The 13,475-nt window shown below is 38.2% G+C and carries 13 protein-coding genes and 1 pseudogene; 11 read left to right on the top strand and 3 right to left on the bottom strand.

Annotated features, from left to right (window positions below; translation table 11 throughout):
• Positions 1-7 precede the first annotated feature (7 nt).
• From DWZ38_RS01395 to DWZ38_RS01345, 11 genes and pseudogenes are all read left to right on the top strand, one after another.
• Positions 8-625, top strand: a complete 618-nt coding sequence (locus tag DWZ38_RS01395; RefSeq protein WP_117477952.1) for a class D sortase — start codon at positions 8-10, stop codon at positions 623-625.
• Positions 618-1,016 (top strand): hypothetical protein, encoded by a 399-nt coding sequence (locus DWZ38_RS01390; RefSeq protein ID WP_117477953.1) that lies wholly within the window; start codon positions 618-620, stop codon positions 1,014-1,016. The genes DWZ38_RS01395 and DWZ38_RS01390 overlap by 8 nt, the downstream gene beginning before the upstream one ends.
• A gap of 3 nt (positions 1,017-1,019) precedes the next feature.
• Positions 1,020-1,709: a SpoVG family protein gene (locus DWZ38_RS01385; RefSeq protein WP_117477954.1), complete on the top strand. Its 690-nt coding sequence runs from the start codon at positions 1,020-1,022 to the stop codon at positions 1,707-1,709.
• 60 nt (positions 1,710-1,769) lie between these two features.
• Positions 1,770-2,006: pseudogene (locus DWZ38_RS01380) on the top strand (DUF6674 family protein); the annotation flags it as partial.
• Between the two features lie 303 nt (positions 2,007-2,309).
• A complete protein-coding gene (locus DWZ38_RS01375; protein ID WP_117849508.1) occupies positions 2,310-4,391 on the top strand; it encodes a TetM/TetW/TetO/TetS family tetracycline resistance ribosomal protection protein in 2,082 nt (693 codons plus the stop codon).
• 51 nt (positions 4,392-4,442) lie between these two features.
• A complete protein-coding gene (locus tag DWZ38_RS01370; RefSeq protein WP_002779755.1) occupies positions 4,443-4,616 on the top strand; it encodes a cysteine-rich KTR domain-containing protein in 174 nt (57 codons plus the stop codon).
• A gap of 64 nt (positions 4,617-4,680) precedes the next feature.
• Positions 4,681-5,133: a MarR family transcriptional regulator gene (locus tag DWZ38_RS01365; RefSeq protein WP_117528999.1), complete on the top strand. Its 453-nt coding sequence runs from the start codon at positions 4,681-4,683 to the stop codon at positions 5,131-5,133.
• 47 nt (positions 5,134-5,180) lie between these two features.
• Positions 5,181-6,926: an ABC transporter ATP-binding protein gene (locus tag DWZ38_RS01360; protein ID WP_117650382.1), complete on the top strand. Its 1,746-nt coding sequence runs from the start codon at positions 5,181-5,183 to the stop codon at positions 6,924-6,926.
• Between the two features lie 18 nt (positions 6,927-6,944).
• Positions 6,945-8,831 carry an ABC transporter ATP-binding protein gene (locus DWZ38_RS01355; protein WP_117529000.1) on the top strand — a complete coding sequence of 629 codons (1,887 nt, stop codon included), beginning with the start codon at positions 6,945-6,947 and terminating at the stop codon, positions 8,829-8,831.
• Between the two features lie 12 nt (positions 8,832-8,843).
• Entirely contained in the window at positions 8,844-10,166 is a 1,323-nt protein-coding gene (locus DWZ38_RS01350; RefSeq protein WP_347518479.1) for an amidohydrolase family protein, read from the top strand.
• Between the two features lie 232 nt (positions 10,167-10,398).
• Entirely contained in the window at positions 10,399-11,520 is a 1,122-nt protein-coding gene (locus DWZ38_RS01345; protein ID WP_117582137.1) for an IS1249 family transposase, read from the top strand.
• Here the strand turns inward: DWZ38_RS01345 and DWZ38_RS01340 are convergent.
• From DWZ38_RS01340 to DWZ38_RS01330, 3 genes are all read right to left on the bottom strand, one after another.
• Positions 11,482-12,243 carry a MerR family transcriptional regulator gene (locus DWZ38_RS01340; RefSeq protein ID WP_199412692.1) on the bottom strand — a complete coding sequence of 254 codons (762 nt, stop codon included), beginning with the start codon at positions 12,241-12,243 and terminating at the stop codon, positions 11,482-11,484. The genes DWZ38_RS01345 and DWZ38_RS01340 overlap by 39 nt on opposite strands.
• A gap of 150 nt (positions 12,244-12,393) precedes the next feature.
• The gene (locus DWZ38_RS01335; RefSeq protein ID WP_117627416.1) at positions 12,394-12,594 is read right to left on the bottom strand and encodes a helix-turn-helix transcriptional regulator; all 201 of its coding nucleotides are present in this window, start codon (positions 12,592-12,594) and stop codon (positions 12,394-12,396) included.
• A gap of 82 nt (positions 12,595-12,676) precedes the next feature.
• Positions 12,677-13,411: an XRE family transcriptional regulator gene (locus tag DWZ38_RS01330; protein ID WP_117627417.1), complete on the bottom strand. Its 735-nt coding sequence runs from the start codon at positions 13,409-13,411 to the stop codon at positions 12,677-12,679.
• Positions 13,412-13,475: the final 64 nt, after the last annotated feature.

The following is a 13,475-nucleotide window of genomic DNA, read 5'->3' as shown; positions in this document are numbered from 1 at the left end:
GAATAATATGAGCATAAGAAAAGTGGTCGCAGGACTACTGATTGCAGCAGGGATTGCCATTATGGCAGTCCCTTTTTTCTGGCGGACAACCGGAGAAAAACAGACAGAACAGCTCATAAGTGAATTTGAGCAGACATTGGAGGATGATTACGATGAAGAAACAGATGTGGAGGAAGAGCAAACCTCCATTAGTAAAGAGGATGAAGCCATTCTTAAAGAAGGCGGTGTTATCGGCATCATTGAGATACCGGGCTTAGATATCAGGTATCCGGTAATGGAAGGAACCACAAGTAAAGTGCTTAATGCAGGGATTGGTCATATAGAAGAGACTGCAGGAATCGGAGAAAGTGGCAACTGTGTATTGTGCGGTCATAATGGCAGCAGATATGGCACATTTTTTACACCACTAAGTCAGATATCCATAGGTGATGAAGTAATGATAACCGACAAAAATGGGCTGAAGCATATCTATGAGGTAATAGAGACAGAGGTAGTAAATCCGTATGATAACAGCATCAAGACACAGGGTACAGAAAAAGAATTAACTCTTTTTACCTGTTCCCAGAAAGGAACCATGCGTTTTGTGGTCAGGTGCATTTATAAGGAGGCGGTGATGGATGAATAAGAGATACCGATTAGGTGAGATAGAAGAGGCAGTAGCAGAAATGGAAGAGCTAATTGACATCGAGGATGATATTGCTGAGATTGATGATGACTTTCAGATAGTCGTAAGCGGCTGGTCTGTGTATGTCGAAAGCCTGAATCTGACACTCAGACAGGGAATAGCCTGTGTATGGGATGCAGAGGAAGGATTATTTATGCCTGATTTTGATGTGACTATCGTGTATGAGGGGAACATTGAAACACAGGAGTGGCTCTATTACGAGCAGGATGGAATGGTCGTTACACTTGGCAACTGGCTTAATGGCAGATTGTCTTGTGAACAGATAGAACAGCTTTGGTGTGAGCTTATCATACCGGAGCAAAACAAAGAACAAAAAGAAAGCGAGGAATAGCATATGAAGTATTCAATTAAAGTAAACGAAGTAAGAGCAAAAGAGGGCAGCAACATCAAAGGATTTGCAACAGTAGTATTTGGTGATTCATTTAAGATTACCAATATTGCAATCCTTGAGAATAAGGATAAGGGAGAGCTTTTTGTATCAATGCCAAGATACCGCTCCAATGAGCGTGATGAAAGCAACGGTGTGATCTATAAGGATGTGTGCAATCCTATCACAGCAGAGTTTCGAGAGGAACTCTATACCAATATCCTTGATGCCTATGCAAGAATTAAGGAACCGGAGAAAGAGGAGACACAGAAGCAGGAGCGTACACAGGAAATGCCGGAGTTTTCCGTAACTGTAACACCTTATGAGAGGGAAGGTAGTAACATCAAGGGACTTGCACGCATTTATTTTGAAAACAGTTTCATCGTAAATAACATCAATATCGTGCAGGGCAAAGAGAAAATCTTTGTATCAATGCCTTCTTATAAGACAAAGCAGGTGGACGAGCAGGGCAAGCCAATCTACCAGGATGTCTGCTATCCGGTCACAAAGGATTTCAGGGAAAAACTCTATAATGAGATTATCTCTGAATATGAGAAAGCAAAGGATAAGAGCAACGAAAATGCAAGAGAGAGTGCAGAGAAACATCATGGCAATCCCGATAAAGAGAAGGACAAAGAGGCGACGCCCTTTCGATAATCAGTAATCAGAGTACAGGGGCGGCCAAGGCTGCCACATTTACAGAATGGAGGAAACAGAATGGATATGGAAGCAGGAAAAACACTTACCAATGAGGAGGTCATAAGAGAACTTCTCGACTTATTAAAGAAAAATGCCATGAAAGAGCAGGCAAACGATGTATTTGAGATATGCAGCTATGTGGATGGACTGGAGAAAAAGATTGATTCCATGACGGAAGAACTCACCAATATGCAGAACCAGATCAAAGAAATGCAGGAAGATACTCTTGTCAATAATGCTAAAAAGGGCTTGACAAATAAAGGGTTAAGGAATATAATTAGATTCAGTTTTATACAAGGAGTTAATAAATATGCGGCAAGGTATTCTTAAATAAACTGTCAATTTGATAGTGGGAACAAAAAGTAGCAGTCCCGTTTCACTTTTAATATGGGGCTTAGTTTTTTGTACCCAGTTTAAGAATACTTTTATCATGTAATTTTATATGCCCGAAAACATATAAGTGTTTTGGGGCTATTGGAGTTATTTACCCAGTGATAGGAGTATTTATCACTGGGTATTTTTATGCCCTTTTTTGGGTGTTGATAGGAGGAAAATCACATGAAAATAATTAACTTAGGCATTCTGGCTCACGTTGACGCAGGAAAGACAACATTAACGGAAAGTTTATTATATACCAGTGGTGCAATTGCAGAACTAGGGAGCGTAGATGAAGGCACAACAAGGACAGATACAATGAATTTGGAGCGTCAAAGGGGAATCACTATCCAGACAGCAGTGACATCTTTTCAGTGGGAGGATGTAAAAGTCAACATTATAGATACGCCAGGCCATATGGATTTTTTGGCGGAAGTATACCGTTCTTTATCCGTTTTAGACGGAGCAGTATTATTAGTTTCTGCAAAGGATGGCATACAGGCACAGACCCGTATACTGTTTCATGCACTACAGACAATGAAGATTCCGACAATTTTTTTCATCAATAAAATTGACCAAGAGGGGATTGATTTGCCAATGGTATATCGAGAAATGAAAGCAAAGCTTTCTTCGGAAATTATAGTGAAGCAAAAGGTTGGGCATGCACAGACCCGTATACTGTTTCATGCACTACAGACAATGAAGATTCCGACAATCTTTTTCATCAATAAAATTGACCAAGAGGGGATTGATTTGCCAATGGTATATCGGGAAATGAAAGCAAAGCTTTCTTCGGAAATTATAGTGAAGCAAAAGGTTGGGCAGCATCCCCATATAAATGTAACGGACAATGACGATATGGAACAGTGGGATGCGGTAATTATGGGAAACGATGAACTATTAGAGAAATATATGTCAGGGAAACCGTTTAAAATGTCAGAACTGGAACAGGAAGAAAACAGGAGATTCCAAAACGGAACGTTATTTCCCGTTTATCACGGAAGCGCTAAAAACAATCTGGGGATTCGGCAGCTTATAGAAGTGATTGCCAGTAAATTTTATTCATCAACGCCTGAAGGTCAATCTGAATTATGCGGGCAGGTTTTTAAGATTGAATATTCAGAGAAAAGGCGGCGTTTTGTTTATGTGCGTATATATAGCGGAACATTGCATTTGAGGGATGTTATTAGAATATCTGAAAAAGAGAAAATAAAAATCACAGAGATGTGTGTTCCGACAAACGGTGAATTATATCCATCCGATACAGCCTGCTCTGGTGATATTGTAATTTTACCAAATGATGTTTTGCAGCTAAACAGTATTTTGGGGAACGAAATGCTGTTGCCGCAGAGAAAATTTATTGAAAATCCTCTCCCTATGCTCCAAACAACGATTGCAGTAAAGAAACCTGAACAGCGGGAAATATTGCTTGGGGCACTTACAGAAATTTCAGATGGCGACCCTCTTTTAAAATATTATGTGGATACTACAACGCATGAGATTATACTTTCTTTTTTGGGGAATGTGCAGATGGAAGTCATTTGTGCCATCCTTGAGGAAAAATATCATGTGGAGGCAGAAATAAAAGAGCCTACTGTTATATATATGGAAAGACCGCTTAGAAAAGCAGAATATACCATCCACATAGAAGTCCCGCCAAATCCTTTCTGGGCTTCTGTCGGGTTGTCCATAGAGCCGCTCCCTATTGGAAGCGGAGTGCAGTATGAAAGCAGAGTTTCACTTGGATATTTAAATCAATCGTTCCAAAATGCGGTTATGGAGGGGGTTCTTTATGGCTGCGAGCAGGGGCTGTATGGATGGAAAGTGACAGACTGTAAAATCTGTTTTGAATATGGATTGTATTATAGTCCTGTAAGTACCCCCGCAGACTTTCGGCTGCTTTCCCCTATCGTATTGGAGCAGGCTTTAAAAAAAGCAGGGACAGAACTATTAGAGCCATATCTCCACTTTGAAATTTATGCACCGCAGGAATATCTCTCACGGGCGTATCATGATGCTCCAAGGTATTGTGCAGATATTGTAAGTACTCAGATAAAGAATGACGAGGTCATTCTGAAAGGAGAAATCCCTGCTAGATGTATTCAAGAATACAGGAACGATTTAACTTATTTCACAAATGGGCAGGGAGTCTGCTTGACAGAGTTAAAAGGATACCAGCCAGCTATTGGTAAATTTATTTGCCAACCCCGCCGCCCGAATAGCCGTATAGATAAGGTTCGGCATATGTTCCACAAGTTAGCTTAACAGCTTGCAAAAGTCATATAAAATGAGATTTGAAAGGATTAGAGACTAATTATGATGAAATGCGAATGGATATTGTGTCCTGTTTGTGGGAGCAAAACCCGTAATAAAATTAGGAAGGACACTGTTTTGGAGAATTATCCCCTTTATTGTCCAAAATGCAGACAAGAAAGATTGATTAAAGTTGACAACTTGAAGATAACTGTCATCAAAGAGCCAGACGCTTAAGACGCAGAGCCGATTATTTTTGTAATATATTAGAGCATCTAGAAGAAACTATTTATCAAATTTTATGAAAAGGAATGAGCATATGTTTGGAGAAACATTGCATTGCGGTGAACTTATAAAGAGACTTAACGATGCACTTGGAAGAAAGGCTAATAATACGTTGATGTGCAATGATGTCACCCTTTCGCAGATTAAGGTCCTCGCAACTATCAGCGAGGCAGCCGATGAGACGATAACGCTAAAAGAACTTGAAAAGCATTTTGAAGTTAAACAGGCAACGATGGCAGGAATTGCTGCACGTCTGGAAAAAAATGGGATGATAGAGGGGTTTTATGATTCAAATGATAAAAGAATCAAACATGTAAAGCTCACGGCAAAAGGTGAGGAGATATGCAAGACGGCAAGAGCTTCAATGGATGAAAATGAGAGGGAACTTTTAAAGGCACTTAATGATGATGAAAAAGGACAGCTTAGAAATCTTTTGCAGAAAGTATATGACAGTATCAAGTCATGCTGACTGTAGACTTATAAGGTGAATTTAATCGAAGGGAGAATGATAAAAATATGATAAAAACATTAGCAAAATGTATTGGCAAATATAAAAAAGAATCAATTATAACGCCAATATTTACTGCAGTTGAAGTTTTTTTGGAAATTCTTATTCCATTTATAACAGCCTCAATAATTGATAAAGGAATACAGGCCGGAGATATGAGAAAGGTTGGTATTTATGGTGGAATAATGCTTATTATAGCATTTTTGAGCCTTTTTTGTGGTATACAGGCAGGAAAGTATGGGGCGGCAGCATCAACAGGATTTGCGTGTAATCTGAGAGAGAAAATGTATGAAAATATACAGACATTTTCATTTTCTAATATTGATAAATTCAGTACAGCAGGTCTTGTAACACGTATGACAACTGATGTAACTAATGTACAGAATGCTTATCAGATGATAATAAGGAGTGTTGTGAGGGCACCTCTCATGATGATTTGCAGTATTACAATGTGTGTAATAATAAGTCCGAGATTAAGTATTATATTTCTTGTTGCACTTATATTTTTAGGATTTGTACTTTTCTTTATTATATATAAAGTAACACCGGTTTTTACATCAGGTTTTGAAAAATATGATGAACTCAATGCGAGCGTTCAGGAGAATATTTCAGGAATCCGTGTTGTTAAGGCATTTGTACGTGAGGAGCATGAAAATAAAAAGTTTAATAAAGCGGCAGATAATCTTTATAAAACATTTGTTAAAGCCGAGTCATTTCTTGCATTTAACAATCCGACTATGATGCTTGTTGTATATGGATGTATTGTTGCATTGTCATGGTTTGCTTCACATTTTATTGTGTCGGGTTCAATTACAACTGGTAATCTTACATCAATGTTCAGTTACGTAATGAGCATGCTTATGGCACTTATGATACTTTCAATGATATTTGTAATGGTTTCAATGAGTGCGGCAAGTGCAAGGCGTATTTCAGAAGTTCTTAATGAAAAAGCGGACCTTGCCAATCCGGAAAAACCTTATGAAGAAGTGGAAGACGGAAGAATCGATTTTAATCATGTTAATTTTTCATACAGAAAAAACAGTACAGAGGATACTTTACATGATATTGATATTCATATTAATGCAGGTGAGACAATTGGTATTATTGGTGGTACAGGATGCGGAAAATCAAGTTTTGTGAGCCTTATAAGCCGTCTTTATGATGTTACTGAAGGTTCTGTATGTGTTGGCGGAAAAGATGTAAGAACTTATGATATGGATGCACTCCGTAATCAGGTGGCTGTAGTATTACAGAAAAATGTCCTGTTTTCAGGAACAATACTTGACAATCTCAGATGGGGTGATGACAATGCTTCATATGAAGATTGTGTTGAGGCATGTAAACAGGCATGTGCTGATGAATTTATCGAGAGAATGCCTAAGAAGTATGATACATGGATAGAACAGGGCGGTACTAATGTTTCAGGTGGTCAGAGACAGAGACTCTGTATTGCGAGAGCATTGCTTAAAAAACCAAAGGTTCTTATTCTTGATGATTCGACAAGTGCTGTAGATACTGCAACAGACGCAAAAATCAAACAGGCATTTGCCCAGAAAATTCCGGGAACAACAAAGCTTATAGTTTCGCAGAGAATTTCAAGTATTCAGGATGCCGACAGAATTATTGTTCTTGAAGATGGAAAAGTCAGTGGCTTTGATACACATGAGAATCTTATGGAAAATAACAAAGTTTACCGCGAAATCTGTGAAGTTCAGATGCAGGGCGGCGGCGATTTCGACGAATCGGCAGAATAGTGAGAATAGGAGGAAGACATGAAAAATAAAAATGAGAACAAAGAGAAGAATCCGCTTTTATTATTAAAAAGACTTCTTTCTTATATAGTAAAAAATTATAAATTGGCATGTTTCATGGTGGTCGTTTGCATATTGGTTTCGGCACTTACGACATTATGTGGAACTTTATTTATACAGAAACTTATTGATAATTACATTGTGCCTCTTACCCAGATGGCAGTTCCTGATTATTCACCGCTTGCACAGGCTCTTTTAAAACTTGTAGCAATATTTGCAGTGGGTGTTTTATGTTCCTACGGATATAACAGAATTATGGTAAATGTTGGTCAGGGTACTATGAAAAAGCTCCGTACAGAGATGTTTACTAACATGGAATCACTTCCAATCAGATATTTTGATACACATGCACATGGAGATATAATGTCGGTATATACAAATGATATTGATACATTAAGACAGCTTATAAGCCAGAGTATTCCACAGGTTCTTAATTCACTTATAACACTTGTATCAACATTTGTAAGTATGATAGTTCTTGATATACCACTTACAATTGTATCTGTTATTATGGTTGCAATTATGCTTTTTGTGACATCAAAGCTTTCCGCTGCATCTGGCAGATATTTCATTGAACAGCAGAAAGATATCGGTAAAGTAAATGCTTATATTGAGGAAATGATGGAAGGGCAGAAGGTTGTTAAGGTATTCTGTCATGAGCAGGAAAGTCTTGAACAGTTTAAGCAGATTAATAACAAGTTAAGAGAAAGTGCCAACAATGCTAATAAAATTGCAAATATTACAATGCCTATCAATGAAAATATAGGAAATATAAGTTATGTTTTGTGTGCACTTGTAGGTGGTGTGCTTGCATTAAGCGGCTTTTCAGGACTTACAATTGGTACACTTGTAGCATTTCTTTCATTAAACAAGAGTTTCACACAGCCTGTAACACAGATAAGCCAGCAGGTAAGCAGTATTGTAATGGCTATGGCAGGTGCCGGCAGGGTATTTGACCTTTGTGATGAAGTACCAGAGACAGATGAAGGTGATGTTGAACTTGTAAATATATGTTATGATTCAAATGGTGAAATCCATGAAACTGAAGAACTGACAGAGATGTGGGCATGGAAAAAACCAAATGCTGCAAACAAAGATGAAATGTATACAAGACTTCAGGGTGATGTTACATTTGATGGAGTTGATTTTGGATATAATCCTGACAAAATCGTGCTTCACGATATAAAAATGTTCGCAAAACCTGGTCAGAAGCTTGCGTTTGTAGGTTCTACCGGTGCCGGAAAGACAACAATTACCAACCTTATTAACAGGTTTTATGATATACAGGATGGTAAAATCCGTTATGATGGAATTAATATTAATCATATTAAAAAAGACGATTTACGCCGAAGCCTGGGCATTGTTTTACAGGATACCAACCTTTTTACAGGCACGATTATGGACAATATCAGATATGGAAGACTCAATGCAGCTGATGAAGAATGTATAGCTGCCGCAAAGCTTGCTAATGCTGATGGATTTATAAAAAGACTTCCTGATGGTTATAACACAGTGCTTACCGGCGGTGGTGCGAACCTTAGTCAGGGACAGCGTCAGCTTCTTGCAATAGCGAGGGCGGCAGTTGCAGATCCTCCTGTTCTTATTCTTGATGAGGCGACTTCTTCTATTGATACACGTACAGAAAAACTTGTACAGCGTGGTATGGATGCACTTATGACAGGAAGAACTTCATTTGTTATCGCTCATCGTCTTTCTACGGTACGGAATGCAGACTGTATTATGGTTATGGAACAGGGAAGAATTATTGAGCGTGGTACACATGACCAGCTTATGGAAGAAAAAGGCAGATACTATCAGCTTTACACAGGAAAGTCAATCAGTGCGTAAGATTTTGATTAATTGGTATTAAATAAACATTTCAAAAACACGGGGTATAAAAATATGAAATATGCTTATATTAACGGAAAAATACTTGACGGAACCAAAGATATGCAGGTAAAAGAGGGCTTCGTCATACTTACGGACAATGATAAAATTGAGGATATTGTCAAGGCAGGCACGGATTTGAATGGATATGAAAAAGTTGATTTAAAACGCAGATATATTATGCCCGGTCTTATAAATATGCATGTTCACCTTGCAGGTAATGGCAAGCCGCAGAAAAAACAGCGTGATAATGAGAAACTTGTAAAAATACTTATGGGAAATGCACTTATGCGTTCAATTGCATACGGTATGGTTGCCGGATTTGCAAAAACAGAGCTTATGAGCGGTGTGACAACAATAAGAACGGTTGGCGGACTTGGAAGTTTTGATACAAAATTAAGAGATGAGATTAATGCAGGAACAAAGATGGGACCTAGAATACTTGCCGCTAATGAAGGGATTTCCGTGCCTGGCGGACATATGGCTGGCTCTGTTGCTGTTGCGGCGGACAGTATAGATACAGCCTTAAAACATCTGGAGCAATCGGAAAAAGAAAAGGTTGATTTGATAAAGCTTATGATTACTGGCGGCGTAATGGACGCAAAAGAAAAAGGTGTTCCGGGTGAACTGAAAATGTCTCCGGAAATGGTAAAGGTAGTCTGTGACAAGGCACATGAAAATGGCTATTTAGTTGCTGCACATGTCGAATCTCCGCAGGGGGTGCGTGTTGCTCTTGAAAATGGTGTTGACTCAATTGAACACGGTGCAAAAATTGATGATGATACAATTAAGTTATTCAAGGAAAGAAAAGCATTTCTTTGCACAACAATTTCGCCTGCACTTCCGTATGCATTGTTTGATCGTTCGATTACCAACGCAACTGAAGTTGAACAGTTTAACGGAAATGTTGTGTTTGAGGGAATAATTGCATGTGCGAAAGCGGCACTTGAAAATGATATACCTGTCGTTCTTGGCAATGATGTCGGATGTCCGTGGATTACACAGTATGATTTCTGGAGAGAATTGTATTATTTCCACAAATATACGGGCGTTTCCAATGCGTTTGCACTGTATACGGCAACCGCAAGAGCTGCCGAAATGGCGGGAATCGGTGATATTACCGGTACGCTCGAAAAAGATAAATGTGCAGATATGATTGTAACCGAGGAAAACCCACTCGATGACCTCAGAGCATTACGACATGTAAAAATGGTTGTCGCAAGAGGAACGATTATGGAAAATCCTAAAGTTAAAATAAATAAGTGTGTCGAGACTGAACTTGATAAATTCCTATAAAAAAACCCCGCTGCGGCGGGGCTTTTTTATTCATATAGACCTATAGGACAAAATGTGTTGATAGAAACCGCCTTCAGCCCTTGAATTTCAAGGGCTGGGGGCGGTTCAATCTTTTTTGAAACAACTTTGAGGGTGGACAAAACGTGTTGATAAAAACACCTGCATCCCTTGCAAATAAAGGGAAAAACAAGGTTTAATCTTCCTTGAAACAGCAACAACGGAGGAAGATTAAATGAATCAAGTAAATTGTCCTGTATGTGGAAATAAATGTATTAAAGCTGGAAAGACAAAAGCAGGGTCACAACGTTGGCTTTGCAGGAAATGCAATTCATCAGTTACACACAAAATAGACAACTCTGCCAAAGAACTGCAAATCTTCTTGGATTGGTTGTTTGGAAAGGAATCCCAGTCATCAATGCCCGGAGATGGAAGAACATTCAGACGCAAAACCGCTAAATATTGGAATATATGGCCTATGCCGCCTAAAGTCGAGGACAGCAGGGATGTCTTGTATCTTGATGGTATTTATCTGGGAAGAAAAGCGTGCATTTTAATCTGTTGTGATGATAAATATGTCCTTGGCTGGTATTTATGCAGATATGAATATGCCGCTGCATGGACGGCTTTAATGAAACGTATAGCGGAACCTAGAATGGTTGTATCTGACGGTGGAACAGGGTTTGCAAAGGCACTCAAAAAAGTATGGCCGGGTGCAAAACACCAAAGATGCGTTTTCCATGTATTCTGCCAGGTAAGGCGTTACACGACATCAAGACCTAATTCAATGGCAGGTAAAGAGCTATATAACATGGCAAAAGAACTCTTGAAAATAAACACAAAAGAAGAAGCGGATTTATGGATAAAAAGATTTATTGAATGGATAAATAAGTATGAGGATTTCCTGAATGAAATGACAGTTGATGAAAATGGAAACAGGCGTCCTACACATGAACGGATACTGAAAGCAGAAAAGTCATTAATTAAACTTATCAGGGAAAACACGCTGTTTACTTATCTGGACAAAGAATTAAGGGACAAATTTAACACACCTTCTACCAATAACAGAATTGAAGGCAGTGTCAATTCCAGACTTAGGGAAATGCTTAGAAATCATAGAGGATTATCTGTTGAAAGAAGAATAAAAGCGGTTTACTGGTGGTGCTATATGCACTCGCCTGAACCGCTTTCATTGTCTGAAATAATAAATGTTATGCCAACCGATAAAAGCATTGCGGCAATATATCAAAAAATGAATGAAAAGAATAAACTTGAAAAAAGTCTTTCTAGTTGGGGCGATGCCATTGTATGGAGTGATTTACATAATTATGACAGAACGTTTGTTGAATGGGATTAACCCATCAACACGTTTTGTCCTATAACCCATAAAACACATATAATTTGTCAAATACTCTGTTATAATTTCTCCATAATAATTGTTCATCTGCAATTTCGCATAGATAAAAGGTTTTAATAAATAACGGATTATGATACATATAACAGGACAAATAAAAATCCAGTTTTTATTAACTAGGGATGTTGCCACTCCTTTACTCCATTGTACTGGAATTTCTGTCGGCAACTTAGAATAAGACAAAGCCCCAATAATCAAGCATAGTGCGGTAATCATAGTCCAGGTAAGCATACTTCCCCATATATACAAAAAGCTGACTGAATCCAGTTTGAAAACAGTTCGATTATCTTTCCAATAGTCATGAAAATCTGTTACATACTGTTCTACCTGTAATTTTTCATAACTAATACTTCCTTCATCCAGCATTTTTTCGCACATGAGTTTCGCCTTATTCAAATCAGTAATCTGATTTTTTAATACTTCCTTTTGCTTCTCAAGCATTTCCTGCAATGTTACTTTTTCGGATATAATATTTCGTATATCTTCAATAGAAATTCCCAATGTACGTAGATATGCAATCTTCTTTATATTTTCCACATCATTTTTAGAATAATCTCTATAACCATTACTTTCATTTCTCGAAGGCTCAATAAGTTTTTCCTTTTCATAAAAACGGATATTAGAACGGGATAAACCTGTTCGCTCTTCTACGTCTTTTATAGTCATATTATGCCCTCCTTTCGAGCAACTCTATTTTACTTAATAATAAGCTATAAACAAGGTTTACAGTCAAGCATTTATCAAAAAAACTATAGTTGTTGATAAGGACATGAAAAGCTGTCCAAAATAGAAGGTGAACCGGATTGCTGCTCCGACTCAATCTTCCACATGGAATACATCTTCCACCAGCATATTAAAGTACTTTGATATCCGCAGCATAAATTCGGCAGATGGGGTGCTGTCCCCACGCTCTATCCTGCCGACAGTTTTGGTGCTGTATCCAATAGCAGCGGCAAGGTCATCCTGGTAAATGCCACGCTGTTCGCGGATTTCTTTGATATTATTAGTAACCGCCATAAAATCCCTTCTTTCAGTTCTATATATATTTTCTTATTGTCAATTATGAAAAATAATGTGTCTAATAAAAAGGACTTGCGATTTATCGGTAATGTCCTGTAATAGCAGAAGCATCAGATTTTCCAAGAACTTTTCCAAATATGTCTAAGCGGTCGTTTTCTCCAACCTTGATAGGTGCATACTTTTCATTAAGCGAGATAAGGAAGATTCCGTCTTTATCGTTTTGTAATTTCTTAATATAGGCTTCTCCGTTAAGAGCGAAGATGCCGATTTCTCCATTAGCAACAGATTCCTGCTGTAATACCCATGCAATCTGACCATCGTGGAATTCAGGTTCCATACTGTCACCACTAATACGGACACCGAAAGTAGTATCTTCCGGTAAGATAGATTCATCTATACATACAGTCTCTTTCGGTCCGTCTACAAGGAAGTTACCGGTTCCAGCTGATACAGCATTTTCAAAAATATCAATGCTTCGGAATGGAATTATCTTAGCAGTCTGCTTTTCATACATTCCGGATGCGTGGAGCAGATTAATATAATCCATAGCTTTTTCCCTGCCTTCATCAGTAAGTGATGAAAAAGGATCAGCAGGATTTACTCCAAAATATGCTTCATACATATTAGTAATACCAAGGATTCTACACACCTTGTAAAATATGGTAACGCTTGGTTCAGCAAGATTTCTTTCCCAGTTAGATATAGCTTTGTAGGAAATGGTAACACCTTCCTTAGCTAATTCATCAGCGAGATCCTGCTGGAGCAAGCCTTTCTTTTTTCTATATGATGAAATGATTTCTCCGATTGAGTACATGCATACGCCTCTTTTCTTTCATTTTGTTGATTTCAAATGTCTCTTTTCACTCCATAGTATATAG

It is taken from the genome of Ruminococcus sp. AF31-8BH, from assembly GCF_003460605.1.
Taxonomy (GTDB): domain Bacteria; phylum Bacillota; class Clostridia; order Lachnospirales; family Lachnospiraceae; genus Blautia_A; species Blautia_A acetigignens.
Note: the sequence above shows the minus strand (reverse complement) of the source record. Positions and strands in the feature narration are given on the sequence as shown.

Bases quoted from the DNA above. Each gene is read 5' to 3' on its own strand.
- DWZ38_RS01395 (WP_117477952.1), top strand. From the start codon at position 8: ATGAGCATAAGAAAAGTGGTCGCAGGACTACTGATTGCAGCAGGGATT.
- DWZ38_RS01390 (WP_117477953.1), top strand. From the start codon at position 618: ATGAATAAGAGATACCGATTAGGTGAGATAGAAGAGGCAGTAGCAGAA.
- DWZ38_RS01385 (WP_117477954.1), top strand. From the start codon at position 1,020: ATGAAGTATTCAATTAAAGTAAACGAAGTAAGAGCAAAAGAGGGCAGC.
- DWZ38_RS01375 (WP_117849508.1), top strand. From the start codon at position 2,310: ATGAAAATAATTAACTTAGGCATTCTGGCTCACGTTGACGCAGGAAAG.
- DWZ38_RS01370 (WP_002779755.1), top strand. From the start codon at position 4,443: ATGATGAAATGCGAATGGATATTGTGTCCTGTTTGTGGGAGCAAAACC.
- DWZ38_RS01365 (WP_117528999.1), top strand. From the start codon at position 4,681: ATGAAAAGGAATGAGCATATGTTTGGAGAAACATTGCATTGCGGTGAA.
- DWZ38_RS01360 (WP_117650382.1), top strand. From the start codon at position 5,181: ATGATAAAAACATTAGCAAAATGTATTGGCAAATATAAAAAAGAATCA.
- DWZ38_RS01355 (WP_117529000.1), top strand. From the start codon at position 6,945: ATGAAAAATAAAAATGAGAACAAAGAGAAGAATCCGCTTTTATTATTA.
- DWZ38_RS01345 (WP_117582137.1), top strand. From the start codon at position 10,399: ATGAATCAAGTAAATTGTCCTGTATGTGGAAATAAATGTATTAAAGCT.
- DWZ38_RS01340 (WP_199412692.1), bottom strand. From the start codon at position 12,243: ATGACTATAAAAGACGTAGAAGAGCGAACAGGTTTATCCCGTTCTAAT.
- DWZ38_RS01335 (WP_117627416.1), bottom strand. From the start codon at position 12,594: ATGGCGGTTACTAATAATATCAAAGAAATCCGCGAACAGCGTGGCATT.
- DWZ38_RS01330 (WP_117627417.1), bottom strand. From the start codon at position 13,411: ATGTACTCAATCGGAGAAATCATTTCATCATATAGAAAAAAGAAAGGC.